The sequence below is a fragment of the Microbulbifer mixtoriginis (SeqCode) genome, assembly GCF_052466765.1.
On sequence record NZ_CP174289.1, the window covers coordinates 377884 to 392595 of the forward strand.

6 protein-coding genes and 1 pseudogene are annotated in these 14712 nt (G+C 52.0%); 3 read left to right on the top strand and 4 right to left on the bottom strand.

Annotated features, from left to right (window positions below; all coding sequences use genetic code 11):
• Positions 1 to 67: 67 nt before the first annotated feature.
• A complete protein-coding gene (locus ACJJIV_RS01615) occupies positions 68 to 997 on the bottom strand; it encodes an AEC family transporter (RefSeq protein ID WP_444890499.1) in 930 nt (309 codons plus the stop codon).
• Positions 998 to 1003: 6 nt separating this feature from the next.
• The gene (locus ACJJIV_RS01620; protein ID WP_444890500.1) at positions 1004 to 2422 is read right to left on the bottom strand and encodes a DNA recombination protein RmuC; all 1419 of its coding nucleotides are present in this window, start codon (positions 2420 to 2422) and stop codon (positions 1004 to 1006) included.
• A gap of 31 nt (positions 2423 to 2453) precedes the next feature.
• Between ACJJIV_RS01620 and murI the strand changes: the two genes are divergently transcribed.
• The 3 genes from murI (at position 2454) to ACJJIV_RS01635 (ending at position 9751) form a co-directional block, all read left to right on the top strand.
• Positions 2454 to 3494 (top strand): glutamate racemase, encoded by a 1041-nt coding sequence (murI, locus tag ACJJIV_RS01625; RefSeq protein ID WP_444890501.1) that lies wholly within the window; start codon positions 2454 to 2456, stop codon positions 3492 to 3494.
• A 102-nt stretch (positions 3495 to 3596) separates the two neighbouring features.
• Positions 3597 to 6296 carry a PD-(D/E)XK nuclease family protein gene (locus tag ACJJIV_RS01630; protein ID WP_444890502.1) on the top strand — a complete coding sequence of 900 codons (2700 nt, stop codon included), beginning with the start codon at positions 3597 to 3599 and terminating at the stop codon, positions 6294 to 6296.
• On the top strand, positions 6293 to 9751 hold the full coding sequence (locus tag ACJJIV_RS01635) for a UvrD-helicase domain-containing protein (RefSeq protein ID WP_444890503.1): 3459 nt from the start codon (positions 6293 to 6295) through the stop codon (positions 9749 to 9751). Before ACJJIV_RS01630 ends, ACJJIV_RS01635 begins: the two co-directional genes overlap by 4 nt.
• Positions 9752 to 9966: 215 nt before the next feature.
• Here ACJJIV_RS01635 and ACJJIV_RS01640 read toward each other — a convergent pair.
• A pseudogene (locus tag ACJJIV_RS01640) lies at positions 9967 to 10625 on the bottom strand (IS6 family transposase).
• Between the two features lie 234 nt (positions 10626 to 10859).
• Complete coding sequence (locus ACJJIV_RS01645; protein WP_444890504.1) at positions 10860 to 14684, bottom strand: glycosyltransferase; 3825 nt, start codon at positions 14682 to 14684, stop codon at positions 10860 to 10862.
• Positions 14685 to 14712: the final 28 nt, after the last annotated feature.

The window sequence follows — 14712 nt, forward strand, 5'->3', positions numbered from 1 at the left end:
TCACAAACCACCCTTCACAACAACCCTTATCTTACACTTTGATATATTTAGACTTAGTCCTTCGAACTCACAAATACACCTTAAGCAATGCCAGCCCGATGCTGGCAGTAACAACAGAGAGCAATGTGCTGAGCCCTACAATATTGGCGGTAAGCTGGCTATTCCCACCCATCGTATGCGCCATAATAAAGGCTGAGATCGCACAGGGAGCACCCGTCATCAGGATCAAATATCCCAAGTACTCAGGGCTCATGCCCAATGCCAAACCAATCAGCAGGCAAACAATCGGAGCAACAACCAGTTTAAGTAATGAGGCCGCCAGCGCCGTAGGAGAACTGCGCATCAGTGTTCGCATTTTCATGCTGGCACCAATACAAATAAGCCCTAATGGCAGGCCCACAGATGCAAGATACTGAATGGTATCGTGCAGTACTTCCGGCAACCTTACAGCCAATAAACGGCAAACAATAGCTGCGATTACACCGAGGATAAGAGGGTTCTTGACCAGCTCCCACAGCATCACCCGCCAGCCAAATTTTCTGTCCTTATTGTAAAGCACGAAAAGAGCGACGGCGATAACATTAAACTGAATCGTGAGTGCCGCTACCAACCCTGCGGAATTGGAAACACCCTCGCTTCCGTAGGCTTTTTCGATCCAGGCAAGGCCGACAATCGCCACATTTCCACGAAAAGCCCCCTGGATAAAAGCGCTGCGATCCAATGGCGATACCGGCCGCGCCAGCAACCATGCCAAAGGGAGCATCACAAAAGTGCCGAGAACCCCTGCTATCAGTAGGTCTATTTCTTGCGCGGGGTTGGCATCCGAGGAATAGATATTAATAAAAAGCAGTGCTGGTAAGGCCACGTGGAAAACAAGCCTGGAGGCATCATCAATAAAGCTGTCTCGCACTATCCCTTTATACTTGAGCAGGTATCCGCCAATAATCATCAGGAAAATCGGCCCTGTGACTGATAGCGCGAATACAAGATTTTCCATAAAAAGTTATTCTTCCGCAGCGGCTTCCTCAGCCTGTGGCAATCCCTTTACCTCAGGCTGATCCGCTCGCTCCCTTAAATCTGCAGAGATCTGTTTACGGGTTTTAGCACCCAACTTACGCAGACTATCGATACGTTTCACCGCATTACCGCGGCCTGTCGCCAGTCGCTTGTAAGTCTGCTGATAAGCGTCATCGGCCTGGCGCAGGCGGTCACCCAAAGCATCCAGTGACTCCAGCACCATAGCAAACTGGTCGTGCAGCTTGCCGGCTTCGTCGGCGATTTTTTCTGCGTTCTTGTTTTGTTTCTCGTAGCGCCAGATATTCTCGACCGTGCGCAGGGTCGCCATCAGACTGGTGGGGCTTACCAGGACAATTTGCTTCTCATAAGCGAAACGGAACAGGTCCGGGTCCGCCTGCATAGCCAACATATACGCAGCCTCAATGGGCACGAAAATAAAGACGAAATCCAGGGTGCGCACACCCTCCAGCTGCTCGTAGGCTTTCTTGTTAAGGCCGGTGATATGGGCGCGCAGGGAATTCATATGCTGTTTCAGGGCTTGGGTGCGCTCCTCATCGGTTTCCGCCGAGCTGTAGCGCTCGTAATCCACCAAAGAGACCTTGGAATCGATAATCAGGTCTTTGTTTTCCGGCAGGCGCACAATCACATCCGGTTGGCGCCTGCGGCCATCGCTCGTCAGCGTGACTTGGGTTTCGTACTCGCGACCCTTTTGTAAGCCAGACTCTTCCAGCAACCGCTCCAGCACCACTTCCCCCCAGTTACCCTGAATCTTGCGGTCACCTTTCAGGGCCGAAGTCAGGTTCAGGGCCTCATCGCTGATGCGTTGGGTTTGCTCGCGCAGGGCTTTGATCTGCCCCAGCAGGCTATTGCGCTCAGCATTTTCGCGATCGTAGACATGCTCTACTCGTTTGCGGAAATCCCCCAGCTGGCGCTCCAGCGGATCGAGACTTTTGCGCAGGCTGTCTTCACTGCGGCGCACGAAGCTCTGCTGCTTCTCCTCAAAAATCCGGTTGGCCAGATTCTCGAACTGTTCCCCCATAGCAACGCGCATCTGCTCCATCAGCTTGCGCTGCTCCGCCAGGGCCTGCTCTCCTTTTTCTACCAGTACCTGGCTGCGGGTGAGCTGTTGTAACTTAGCCGCCAGCTCACCGCGCAAAGTATCCACCTCTTCACCCAACTGGGTTTCCCGCTCACGGCTGGTATCCAAGCGTGCCTGTATGACTTGCTGCGCCGCTAAGGTTTCTCTCTGAGCTGCTACCGCCTCCTGCTGCGCTGCTTGCACTTGCAGGATTCTTCTGCGCCCAGCAGAACGGCCCACCCAGAAGGCGAGTCCCAGCAAAATCAACAAGGCGATAGCCGCCAATAGCACGTGATCGGTGTTTAATTGCAGCGGGAACGCTGGCATATAGAGGTACTCCCAGACCCGGAATAGAAGTGTGAAGCAGGCTTCTGCTCAGACCAAGCGCCCGCAATCGACATACCCACTACTAGCCGTGGGCGAGGCGGCCATTCTAACAGCTTGGCCAGGGAAAGTACTCTTAACCCCAATGAAGCCTGCCGAGGATGCGTGGCGCAGCAGTAACTTACAAAGGGTTTTGAGGTATTCTTGGAGGATTGGTTTCGATGTTGGTACTCCAGAACGCATGCACAAACACAGCGCCCACCCAGATAGCCCTGCCCCCAGCGCCCTGATCTTTGATTCCGGCGTGGGCGCCATCAGCATTGCGCGCGAGATCCGCCGCCTGATGCCGGGCCTGACCTTACACCTGGGTGTGGACAACGGCTTTTACCCCTACGGCAATAAAAGCGAAGAGGAGCTGCGCCCCCGCATCGTCCAGCAGGCCCAAGCCATGATGGAGCACTGCGGTGCCGATATTTTAGTGGTGGGCTGCAACACCGCCAGCACCCTGGCCTTGCCCCAGTTGCGCGAATCCCTTAAGAAACCCGTAGTGGGCGTTGTGCCGGCCGTGAAACCCGCCGCTGCCGCCAGCCGTTCCCGCACTATTGCCCTGATTGCCACCGAAGGCACCGTCAATCGCCGCTACACACGAGAGCTTATCGAGCAATTTGCCAACGGCAACCGGGTAATTAATGTGCCCGCACCGGAGTTGGTGCATCTGGCGGAAAGCAAACTGCGCGGCGAAGCTATCACCGCAGAGGATTTGGAGCCGGTATTACACCGCGTATTCCACACCGCCGGCGGCGACCAAGTGGATATTGCCGTATTGGCCTGCACCCACTTTCCCCTGCTGCGGGAAGAACTGGACCAGTTCGCCCCCCGCTCAATCCAATGGCTGGATTCCGGCGAAGCCATCGCCCGGCGCGTGCGCTGGTGGCTGGCAGAACTCGAGCTAATGCTGCCGGACACCCCAAACACTGGCCGCCTGATCACCAGCACGGTTGACCTAACCGGCAATATCGAACAGGCCTTCCGCGAGTTCGCCCCAGTTGCCGAACCCCTCGCACCTAACCCCTAACAACAAGCCATTAAATGATGAGAACCGCGTAACAGAGTTGACAGCTCCGTCACAAACCGCGACCGTTCCCCGAATAACAAGCCCTAACCGGTACCCGAATTCATGCTGAAGCCGGCATTTCCCGCTCTCGAAATATTTGCGCAGCTGCCCCCCGGAGGACTGCTGCTCACCCCCAACAACCGCTTACGCAACCGCTGCCAACAAGTGTTTGCCGCGCAGCAGTCGCCCGGTGCCTGCTGGATGCCGCCGCCGGTGGAGTCCCTGCGCAGTTGGCTGGACAAACTCTGGTTCCAGCTACAACAGCGCAACTGGCAGCCCGCGCTGCAGCAGGTATTGAATCGCGAGCAGCGGCAATTACTCTGGCAGCGCGCCCTGGATGAGTCCCTGGACCGGCAACTGCTCAACAGCCAGCAATTGTGCCGGGATGCCGATAGTGCCCTGGCGCAGCTGCTCCAATGGCAGCTGATCTCCGACCTCTCGCAAATAGATGAAGCGCTAACTCCCCTACTGGAGCAGTTCGCTCTCTCTATGCGCAGCGACGAATTGCCGCTGTGCGCCATGATCAAGGCCTTTGCCTCTGAGCTTCAGGCCCACAGCGCCATCACCCCAGACCAGCGCGATCAACTGATCCTGCGCGCATTCCAGGAAGGCATTCTGGAACCCCTGCCGCAAATTGATACCGCCGGCTTCGCTCAGATTTCGCCCCTCGCCGATGCCCTGATTCACGCAGGTGCCGCAGCCGTTAATGAAAGGCCGGGAATCACCCAGCAGAGCGAACTATCCGTAGCCGCCTGCGCCGATTTGGATGAAGAGCTCTATCAGGCAGCTCTTTGGGCCGGACAAAAGCTCGCCGAAAACCCCGGCCACAGCGTCGGCATAGTGGTGAACAATCTGGGCCAATGCCGCGCCCAGGTGGAAGCGGTATTTTCCCGCGTGCTCGAACCTCAATACCTGGACCCACAGCAACCGCGCTATACACTGCCGTTTAACTTCTCCGCCGGTACGCCCCTGGCACAGACACCGGTCGGCAGCGCCGCCCTGCAATTGCTATCGCTACTGCAAGACGAATGGGATTACCCCCAATTGCAAAATATCCTGTTCAGCCCCTTCTGGGGTGACGACAGTGAAACCTGGCTGCGCAGTGCTCTATTCCGCCGCTTACAAAAACTGGAGCTGCGCCGCATCGACGGCGCAACCCTGCGCTACTGGGCCGAGCGCACCGCAGAAGTCCTCCACTTGGAATCACCGCAACTGCCCCGCCAACTGGAACAAATGGCCGAACGCGCCCGGCGATGGCAGCGAGCCCCCGCAGAAATTTGGGCCGCGCGTTTTTCCGAAACACTTAGCGCATTAAATTGGCCCGGCAGCCGCAACCCGGACAGCCAGGAATACCAGCAGCTGATGCAATGGGAGTCCATCCTGGAAGAGTTCGCCGCACTCAGCGCCTGCGGTGGCAACCTCACCCTCACCCAGGCCCTGCAATTGCTGCGTCAGATTGCCAGCCGCACCCCCTTCCAAGCGGAAACCCGCGATGGCCCCCTGCAAATTCTCGGGGTACTGGAAGCCGGCGGCCTCGCTTTCGATCACCTGCGCCTGGTCGGCTTCGGCCAACAGCAATGGCCGCCGGCACCGGCACCCAATCCGCTGTTGCCGATTCAATGGCAAAAACACTGGAAGATGCCCCGCGCCAGCGCCGAGCGGGAATTGGAACTGGCCCGCGAACTCACCGCCGACCTGCAGAATGCCAGCGGCGATATCGTCGTGAGTTACACCTGCGAAGAAGATGGTGTGCAGCAGGGACTGAGCAGCTTGTTTGAAAGCCCGCAAGAAGCCCAACACTTTGCCAAAGGCGCCCTGCACAATCACTACAGCCAACTGGCGCAAGCCTGCCAGCTGGAAAAAATCGAAGACAAAAAGCTACCACCACTCACACCCACCGAATGCGAACGGGTGCGCGGCGGTGCCTCTGTGCTCAAGGCCCAGGCCCTGTCCCCGTTAAATGCACAACTGCGTTTCCGCCTCGGCGCCAGCAGTTTTACCCAACCGGATATCGGCCTCGGCCCCGCCGAGCGCGGCAATGTGGTGCACCAGGTGCTGGCGGAATTCTGGCAACAGTGCGGCACCCTCGCACAACTGCAAGCTATGGACGACGAGCAACGCCAAGCGCAAATCGAACGCGCGGTGGAACGCTCCCTCGGCAGTGTGCGCAAAAAATACAATCACCTGCCGATCGGATTTTGGGCCATGGAAAAGCAGCGCCTGGAGCGCCTGCTGCAACAATGGCTGTCCGTGGAACTGGACAGGCCCAATTTCTCCGTAGAAAAAGTCGAATGGGAACAAGCCGTGGAAATCGGCGGGCTGCACTTTAACCTGCGCCTGGACCGACTGGACCAACTCGCCAGCGGCGAACAACTGGTGATCGATTACAAAACCGGCGTCCCCAGTATTGGCGACTGGCTTACCCAGCGCATCCGCGAACCCCAGCTGCCGCTCTACGCCCTATTCCAACCGGACGCCCACGCCATCGCCTTCGGCCAAGTGCGCAACGGCGACTGCAAATGGAATGGCTGCGGAGACCTGGAGCACCCCATCACCGGCATTAAAGCCGTGGGCGATACCGAAAAGGAATCCCCCTACGGTACCTGGAGCAATCTGGTGGAGCACTGGCGCTACAGCCTGGAATCCCTCGCCACCGAATATCGCAGTGGTGTAGCCACCCTCGCCTTTGATCGCCCCACCGACAACAACAGTGAACTCTGGCCCCTAAACCGCTGGCCGGAAAGGGAGCAAATAACCGAATGAACGAAGTCGTGACCACTCCCGCCCTGCGCCGCCCCATCGATGCCGACGCCCGCAGCCAAGCCCTGGATATCAGCCGCAGTTTTGCCGTGTCCGCCCCGGCGGGCTCCGGTAAAACCGGCCTGCTCACCCAGCGCGTATTAAAGTTGCTCGCCGCCTGCCAGCAACCGGAAGAAGTGCTGGCCATTACCTTCACCCGCAAAGCCGCCGGTGAAATGCGCGAGCGCCTGATCGACGCCCTGCACAGCGCCCGCGACCAAGCCCGGCCAGATAATCCCCACGATGCCATCACCTGGGATTTAGCCCGCGCCCTGCTGGAGCGGGATCGCGAACTGGAATGGGAACTGTTGCAAACACCCCAGCGCCTGCGCATTCAAACCATCGACGGCCTCTGCCGCAGCCTCGCCAGCCAACTGCCGATCGAAAGCGGCCTGGGCGCACCGGGTGAACCCCTGGAGCGCACCCAAATCGCCTTCGAACTGGCCGTGGTGAACCTGCTCAAACACCTAGATGGCGAAACCCCAGACGCAGACCTACAGCAACTACTGCTCCACCTGGACAACGACCTGGGCCAGCTCAATAAGCTGCTGCGTATTTTGTTGGACAAGCGCGAGCAATGGCTCGGCCCACTTTTAAGCGTCAACTTCGACGGCGCCCAGGACTATTTCCATTTTGTTATCGACGAACTGGTGGCAGAAAAGCTGCAAGACCTCACCACAGCCCTCGGCAGTGTCGCCGGGGAACTGCTGGAGCTGGCCAGTTATGCCGGCAGCAATTTACAAAAGGAAAACCCCAGCCACAGCCTGTGCCTCTTCGCCGAACTGGACGATTTCCCCAGCACAGACAGCGGCGGCCTGCCCGCCTGGCTCGCCCTCGGCAGCCTGCTCCTCACCACCACCGGTGATCTGCGCAAAGGCGGCGGCATCAATAAAAAACTCGGTTTTGGTCTGCCAGATAAAAAAGATCCCGAGCGCCCCATCGCCGAAGAATACAAACAGCGCATGAAAGACCTGCTGGCAGAACTGGCCGGCAACGAACCACTGCTCTCCGCACTGCGAGAAGTAGGCAAGCTCCCCAGCGGACTGCAACAGAGCCAATGGCAACTGCTGCAAGGGCTCGCCCAGGTACTGCCCAAGTTAGTCGCAGAATTAAAGCTGGTCTTCCAGCAACTGGGCGCCACCGACTATACCGAAGTGGCCCAAGCCGCACTGATCGCCCTGGGCGATAGCGATAACCCCACAGACCTGGCCCTGAAACTGGATCTGCAAACCCAGCATATTCTGGTGGACGAGTTCCAGGACACCTCCCACACCCAGCTACAACTGCTGGAAAAACTCACTGCCGGCTGGCAGCAGGGAGACGGCCGCACCTTATTTATTGTCGGCGACGGCATGCAGTCCTGTTACGGCTTCCGCAATGCCAACGTGGGTATTTTCCTGGATGCGCGCGAACGCGGTATCGGTGAAGTGCCCCTGGAAACCCTCGACCTCCAGGTAAATTTCCGCTCCGAAAGTGCGGTGGTGAACTGGGTCAATGAGACTTTCCAGAGGGCCTTTCCGCAAGCGGACAATATCGGTCGCGGCGCCGTGCGCTATCTGCAATCCGAAGCGTTTAAAGGCAGCAAATGGGCCGAGCCCTCGGTAAATTTCTACGGCTGCATCGATGACGAAGACCGCAACCGCGAAGCCACCCAAGCCGTTGAACTGGTGCAGCAATTACAAGCGCAAGATCCGGAGAGCCGCATCGCTATTCTGGTGCGCAAGAAAAAACATCTACAAAAGATTTTGCCGGCCCTAAGTACTGCCAATATCGCCTTCCAGGCCCCAGAGCTGGCGCCGCTCGCCAGTAAAATGGTGGTGTTGGATTTACTCAGTCTCACCCGCGCCCTACTCGACCCCAGCGACCGAATCAGCTGGCTGGCCGTACTCCGCGCCCCCTGGTGTGGACTCCAACTGCCAGACCTTTACACCCTGGCCAACTGGGGCAATGGGGATATCACCGTAACCGACACCAGCGCGCAACCACTGTTAATGGCCTTGCAGGAAGTGGACGATATCGCCCTGCTCAGCGACGAAGGGCGCTCGCGCCTGGCCCAAGTAGCCCCCAAACTGCTGCACGCCTGGCAACAGCGCGGCCGCAAACCCCTGCGCACCTGGATTGAAGGCCTCTGGCTGGAACTGGGCGGCCCCGCCACGGTAGCGCAAAAATCCGACCTGAATAATGTGCAGGATTTTCTGCAATTATTAGAAGCCTTCGATACCGGCGGAGCCATTACCGACTGGCAACAGTTCACCCTGGCCCTGGAACAGCTCTACGCCCGCCCCGCCCAAGATGCCAAAGTGCAGGTGATGACCATTCACAAATCCAAAGGGCTGGAGTTCGAACACGTACTGATCCCAGGCCTGGACCAAGGCGGAAAACCCGGCAGCGACCAACTGCTGCGCTGGAGCGAGTGGCTCAACCGCGAAGGCGAAAGCCGCTTCCTGCTTGCCCCCAAAAATGCGCGCGGCGGCCGCGACCCGGTTTTTGAATACCTGAAGCACGACAACAGCGAACGCGAACGCCTGGAAGGCACGCGCCTGTTGTATGTAGGCTGCACCCGCGCAATCCGCTCACTGCATCTTTTAGCCTGCATCAACCGAGATGAAAAAAAGGGCCACCTAAAAGCCCCCGGCAGCGCCGCCCTACTCGCCGGCATCTGGCCCAGTGTTTTGCACCACCAGGAAAGCGACTGGTGCCACTGGCTGGAAGCGGAAGAACCCCTGCTAAACCAGGACGAAGCCAGCAGAGATCACGACTACCTACTGCGCCTGCCCGACCAATGGCAACCCCAAGCCATGCCCCGGCAGGAATGGCTGGCCCAATACCGCATGCCAGACTACCAACCCAAAACCGAGGAAGAAGACAATATTCCCGAACTGGGCCAGGTAAGCCTGCGCTGGCTCAAACACGCCGGCACCGTAGCCCACGAAACCCTCGCCACCATTGCCGAGAGCAATATCAACGACTGGACACCCAGCAAACTGGAAGCCCAACGCCCCCTATGGCAACTGCGCCTAAAGCAATTGGGGCTATCCGCCACCAGCCTGGACCGCGCTGCCGAGAAAGTGGAAATCGCCGTACGCAACAGCCTCAACTGCTCCACCGGCCGTTGGCTATTGGATGGCTCACTAAGAGAATCCGCCTGCGAACTGGAACTCCACAGCGGCGGCCGACAGTTAAGGCGCTCCATTGTGGACCGCACCTTTATTGATAACGAAGGTACCCGCTGGATTGTCGACTACAAAACCGCAGAGCCCAGCGATAAGGAAAGCCAGGAGGAATTTATTGCAGCTCAGCTGGAGCAGTATCGGAATCAGTTGGAGAATTACCGCAAGCTCTTTTATGCGCGGGGGGAGCGGAATATTCGGTGTGCGCTGTATTTTCCGTTGATGCAGAGGTTGGTGGAGTTGGATTAGGGTACGCTAGGCATAGTGCAGGGCTGGTGCCTGCACTTTGTATAAAGTGGTAAGAAATAGGCCACCTCCAAAGCTACGCTTATTGGTTTTGCGTGAGATTATGTCTGAGAGAGGCCTAAAACTCGAGACACAGCTTAATGCCCGTAGCAGGTGAGTCATATGGTTCCGTCGCAAACTTCTGGTTTGGTAAAAATATCTTTCTGAATATCCTTGATCTAAGCCGCCAGCGCATAGAACTGCTCGGCGAGAGACAAATTGCCTCCCGCCGTTTTCTTCATCTGGCCTTTTTCGAGCATGCTAAGGTTTTTTGCGCTGAGTGGAAGTTTTTGAAACCCAGCATCATGCGGGTAATCCGTTTGATGTTTCGATGATCCAGCTCTACGATATTATTTAAGTACTTGCATTGACGTATTTTAATGCGCTTGTCGTGATCAGAGTTGTAGCGTTTTATACCCGCTTTATTAGCGCCGCTTTTGTCGATATTGATTAGGCTTGGCTTTCCATTTCGACCGATGGCTTTGGTGAAAAAACGTAGGGCAGCCTTGGTGTCACGCTTGGCGGTTAACAAAAAATCAATCGTGTTTCCTTGTTTGTCGACAGCGCGATAGAAGTATTTCCACTGGCCTTTTACTATGATGTAGGTTTCATCCATTCGCCACCTGTTTCCGGGGCGCTTCTTTTTGGAATGAAACGCCGCTTCTAACTTGGGTGAGTAGTAAACGACCCATTTCTGAATAGTGCTATGATCAACGCCAAAGCCACGTTCCGCCATCATCTCTTCAATATTTCGATAGCTGATGGAATAGGCAAGATATCAGCGGCCACATTGGAGAATCATGCCCTTCTTGCAATGTCGTCCTTGAAACTTGATCATGAATTCACTGCTCCTCTGGCTGACCAGATTATAACACGGGAGAAGTCAGGTTGATTTGCGACAGAGCCCAAATCCTCTTCAAGGAAGCGACAAAAAAGCAAGTACAAGGCAAAATCCTAGAGGCTCAAAAGAGTTGTCAACTCAATAAACAATATTTTTTTAAAATTGTAATATGTAATAGGCAAGTCATAACTTGTTTCAATTAACAATAGACGAAAAGATTCCGTAAATTTCTCAGATTGCTTCTTCCTCTTCAGAGGCAGTATAAGTTGGTTTATCTTCCTGAACTAATACTTCACCTAACCAGTCATTAATCCAAGATTCATAGGAATATTCCCAGGTAAATTTAGAGACTTGCTTTTTTGCTCTCTTCCCAAGCGCTATCCGATAATTATCATTGCTTAGAATTTTGACAGATTCTTCAATAAACTTATTTTGATACTCAGCGGTATTGGTTTGTTGTTCTACAGGTATATTATTATTTATTTTAATATAGGATGGTGCATCTCCTAAGGTAGTTAATAAACCGGCATAAGGCGTAGTGACTATGGCACACTCAGCTAAACCTGCCTCCACAGCGGTAATACAAAAAGTCTCCGAGAACCAAGTTGGATATAGCCAAGCTTTAGATTCCTTCTGAAGCTTGGAAAGTTCCTTTTTATTAACCCGGCCAACATACTCGACACCAGGCTGCATCATGCGCCCTTTAATACTTTCAATTAACTTGAGCTCTTCAGACTGCAGCCTTAATTTCGCAGACGACTCCCAGTTTTTAAAACCATAGGCAACCTTCAGTGTTAAATCAGGTACTTTCTCCCTCATTCTAGGGAACATATCGAGCAATTCTAACAGGCCTCTATCAGGTGAAGAACTATAGAAAATTTGATTCTTTTTTTCTACTGTACTGGCATCAGCATATAATGATTGATCAACGCCATTAGACGTCAACATAATTTTATTTTTCGCTACACCATAGTGATCGGAAAAAAAATCCCTATGCCATTCACTTAAGCAGGCAAACTTTTTAACCTTTTCAATACCCTTGCAAAAGTCTCCATAACCAGGCAATAAAATGTCATGCACCATAATATAAATATTATTTGTTCTTAACGGAAAGCTAAGGGGATCACATGTTCGAGATAAAATACACAAATCGATATACTTATACTGTATATCTTTTAATATATTACCAAAATGCTTGTACTGGACACCGTCCCTATCAATACCTCCATTTTCGGGGCAATCATTATAAATCGTGACATTAAATCCTTTTCTGCTAAAGACCGCACCAAGCTCAGCAGCCCATGTTTCAGATCCCGCCATGCCGGCATCCACCGTTTCCCTATTCCATTTTTCCCACGCCGGTCCGGTATATATCACGACATTTTTCTTTTTCCATTTATCATGCAGTTTATGATGGTTATTATGATCCTCTTTATCATATACTTCTTTATTCTCATCTTGGTATGCACCTCTAGAAATCCCCCCAAAATGAAAAACAAAGGAATCCAATGACTGACCAACTTCAAACCCAAAGGCTCTAATCCTTCGACATATATCAAGATCTTCACAACCATTCTTAAAAATAGGATCAAATAGTCCTGATTCATCCACCGCCGACCGTGCAAAAACGGTCGCATAGGCTGCCACCCACTGTTGCGGCATGTATTTCCCAGTTAGAGCACGATTAGAATTTTCCATAAAAACAAATAATTCATCTAGATATGGTTCGATCTGCTCCTTTTTCATTCCGGGCGTTAATTCAAGTGCTGCATTTTCTAAGCGCATTGGAAATTTGGGTTGTCCTGGCACATCATTTAGCCAGCCGCGATCACAATTAGATAACACGCCACACACGGCCAGCCTATCGATGGTTTCCATTTTTTCAATAATGTTTGTCAACCAACCACGAGAAACTACAATGTCGGAATTTAAAATGGCAAAGTACTTGGACGAAGAAGCATTAATTCCCGCATTACAAGCTTCTGAAAATGACAGTCTCTGATTCGGTGAGCCTAGAACAATGCAATCTTTTAATGTGTCGAGGTAGCCCCATGTCTCTTGATCACTGCCAGCGTCAGAAACGACAATATGATATGGATAGTCTGTATTTTTAAGTATAGAAACCAAGCATAACTTTAGATATTCAGCATTATTGTAGTTTGGGATAATCAGCGCTACAGACTCTTTTTTAGCATAACGATCATCCACATTACTCGAATTTGAATCTACATTATCAGCGTCGAAGTTTATATCAGAAAGTGTTAGCGCGTGACTTTCTTCATCTTTGTTAGCACTGATAGATTTTTGATATCTTGATAATACTTGATCAGTAAAATGTAGCTGTTCAAAACTCATTACGCCTAATAGAGACACAATTAATCGTTGCTCTGCCGTTTCACCATCTTGCCAACAGCTATTCTTATCTTTAAGTGCTCCTATGCTGGGATTAATATTAATCAACTTATAAAATAATGCCGCACGGAATGATGTTAAACCTTTCCCTAATAACAAGTTCTCTTTATTTTTAAAAGCTTCTTCATCAGGGCATGGCATAACATGCCCTATACTGCCATCACTTTTTCGGTATTGACTCAGCAACAATTGGCAGTTGTGCTCATTATAGTACCGATAAAGAAACTGCAATACCTGTGCATTTTCCAAGCAAGAATTTTCATCCAGAATGATACACAGCGATGATGGTTTAAGAATTTTTTTTATGTTCGTAACAATAAGTTCGATTTTATCATTATAGCTATGCTGGCGAATTAGTTTCACATGACTTTTATCTTGTGGTATTCGTTTGTATGCATCATTTGTTGAACCATTATCGATAAATATAACATTGAAATTATCGTATTCTTGGTAAATTAGACTTGATACAGTTTTATCAAATTCTTGACCGGGATTATGAAAAGTGACAAAAACGCTAATTGAGGTCATTAAATGACTGGTAGTTTGGTTCTTTTGATAGAGAAGATCCAAACTAAATCGACGGTTTTTCACAACTTGTGCATAAAGCTGCTTCGTGATATTTGGTTCTACCAGCAATTGATTATTAATGCGTATCGCCTCAGCATTGTGCCCCGTCCAATAACAACACACACCATAATCCAGGGGCAAAAGAAACGTATATAAATGATGCTCAACAAATAATATGTCATCTGGTGTCGGAATAGCGATAGCCTGTTGACCGAACAAGTACGCTGTATGGTACTCCTTACCCATATAATGCATCATAATCCGGTACAAAGGTTCAGCCCGACTAGGGCGGTATTCATAAGCGCGCAAAAAAGCCTCTAGTACTTGGGGCCAGGGGTCTCCTCGTCTCTCAAACAGAAGTGCAAGCTGGTAAAGTGAATACCACACTTCCTGATCCCAACGCTCCATGGCAACACGTTTCTGGTAGTAACGAATTGCCAGATCTATCTCACCCGCATCACGATAACTTTGTGCGAGATAAAACACATAGCGCTCATTATCCGGTTCTTCTAGCAGGGCGCTTTCCAGCAGCAAGGCATCTTTTTTGAATTTGTTCGGATCGGAAGATCGCGAGCCATCAAGATAGCGAATCGTCTTGAAACCCTCCAAAACCCCTTGGGTCTTAGCCTCGGGACAATTCACATATTCATGCAACACACCTTTGTAATTCCAGTTAAGCGCGTTTTTTACCAGCTGACAACGCTGATAACGCAGCCCATTATCATCAAAATTAATCAGGTAAGAATCTGCCGTTAATTTAGGCCAACAAAAATCACCCTCAACATCGACAACCTCATCCGCATCAATCGTAAATACGTAATCCGCTTTGCCACGGGCATACTCAAGCGCTTCTGAGCGGTTGCGGCCAAAATCCACCCAAGGACGCTCAATTAATTCCCCCGGAATATCCTGCATAAATTCCTGGATCATTGTTTGTGTTCCATCTGTGGATCCAGTATCAACAATAACCCAATAATCAATAAGTTCCTTAAGGGACATTAAGCATCGTTGAATAACCTTTGTCTCATTTTTTACAATCATATTGAGACAAATAGTTTGAGGGGATTCATTTTTCATAATTACGGTAGTCGTTTAAAAAGTAGCA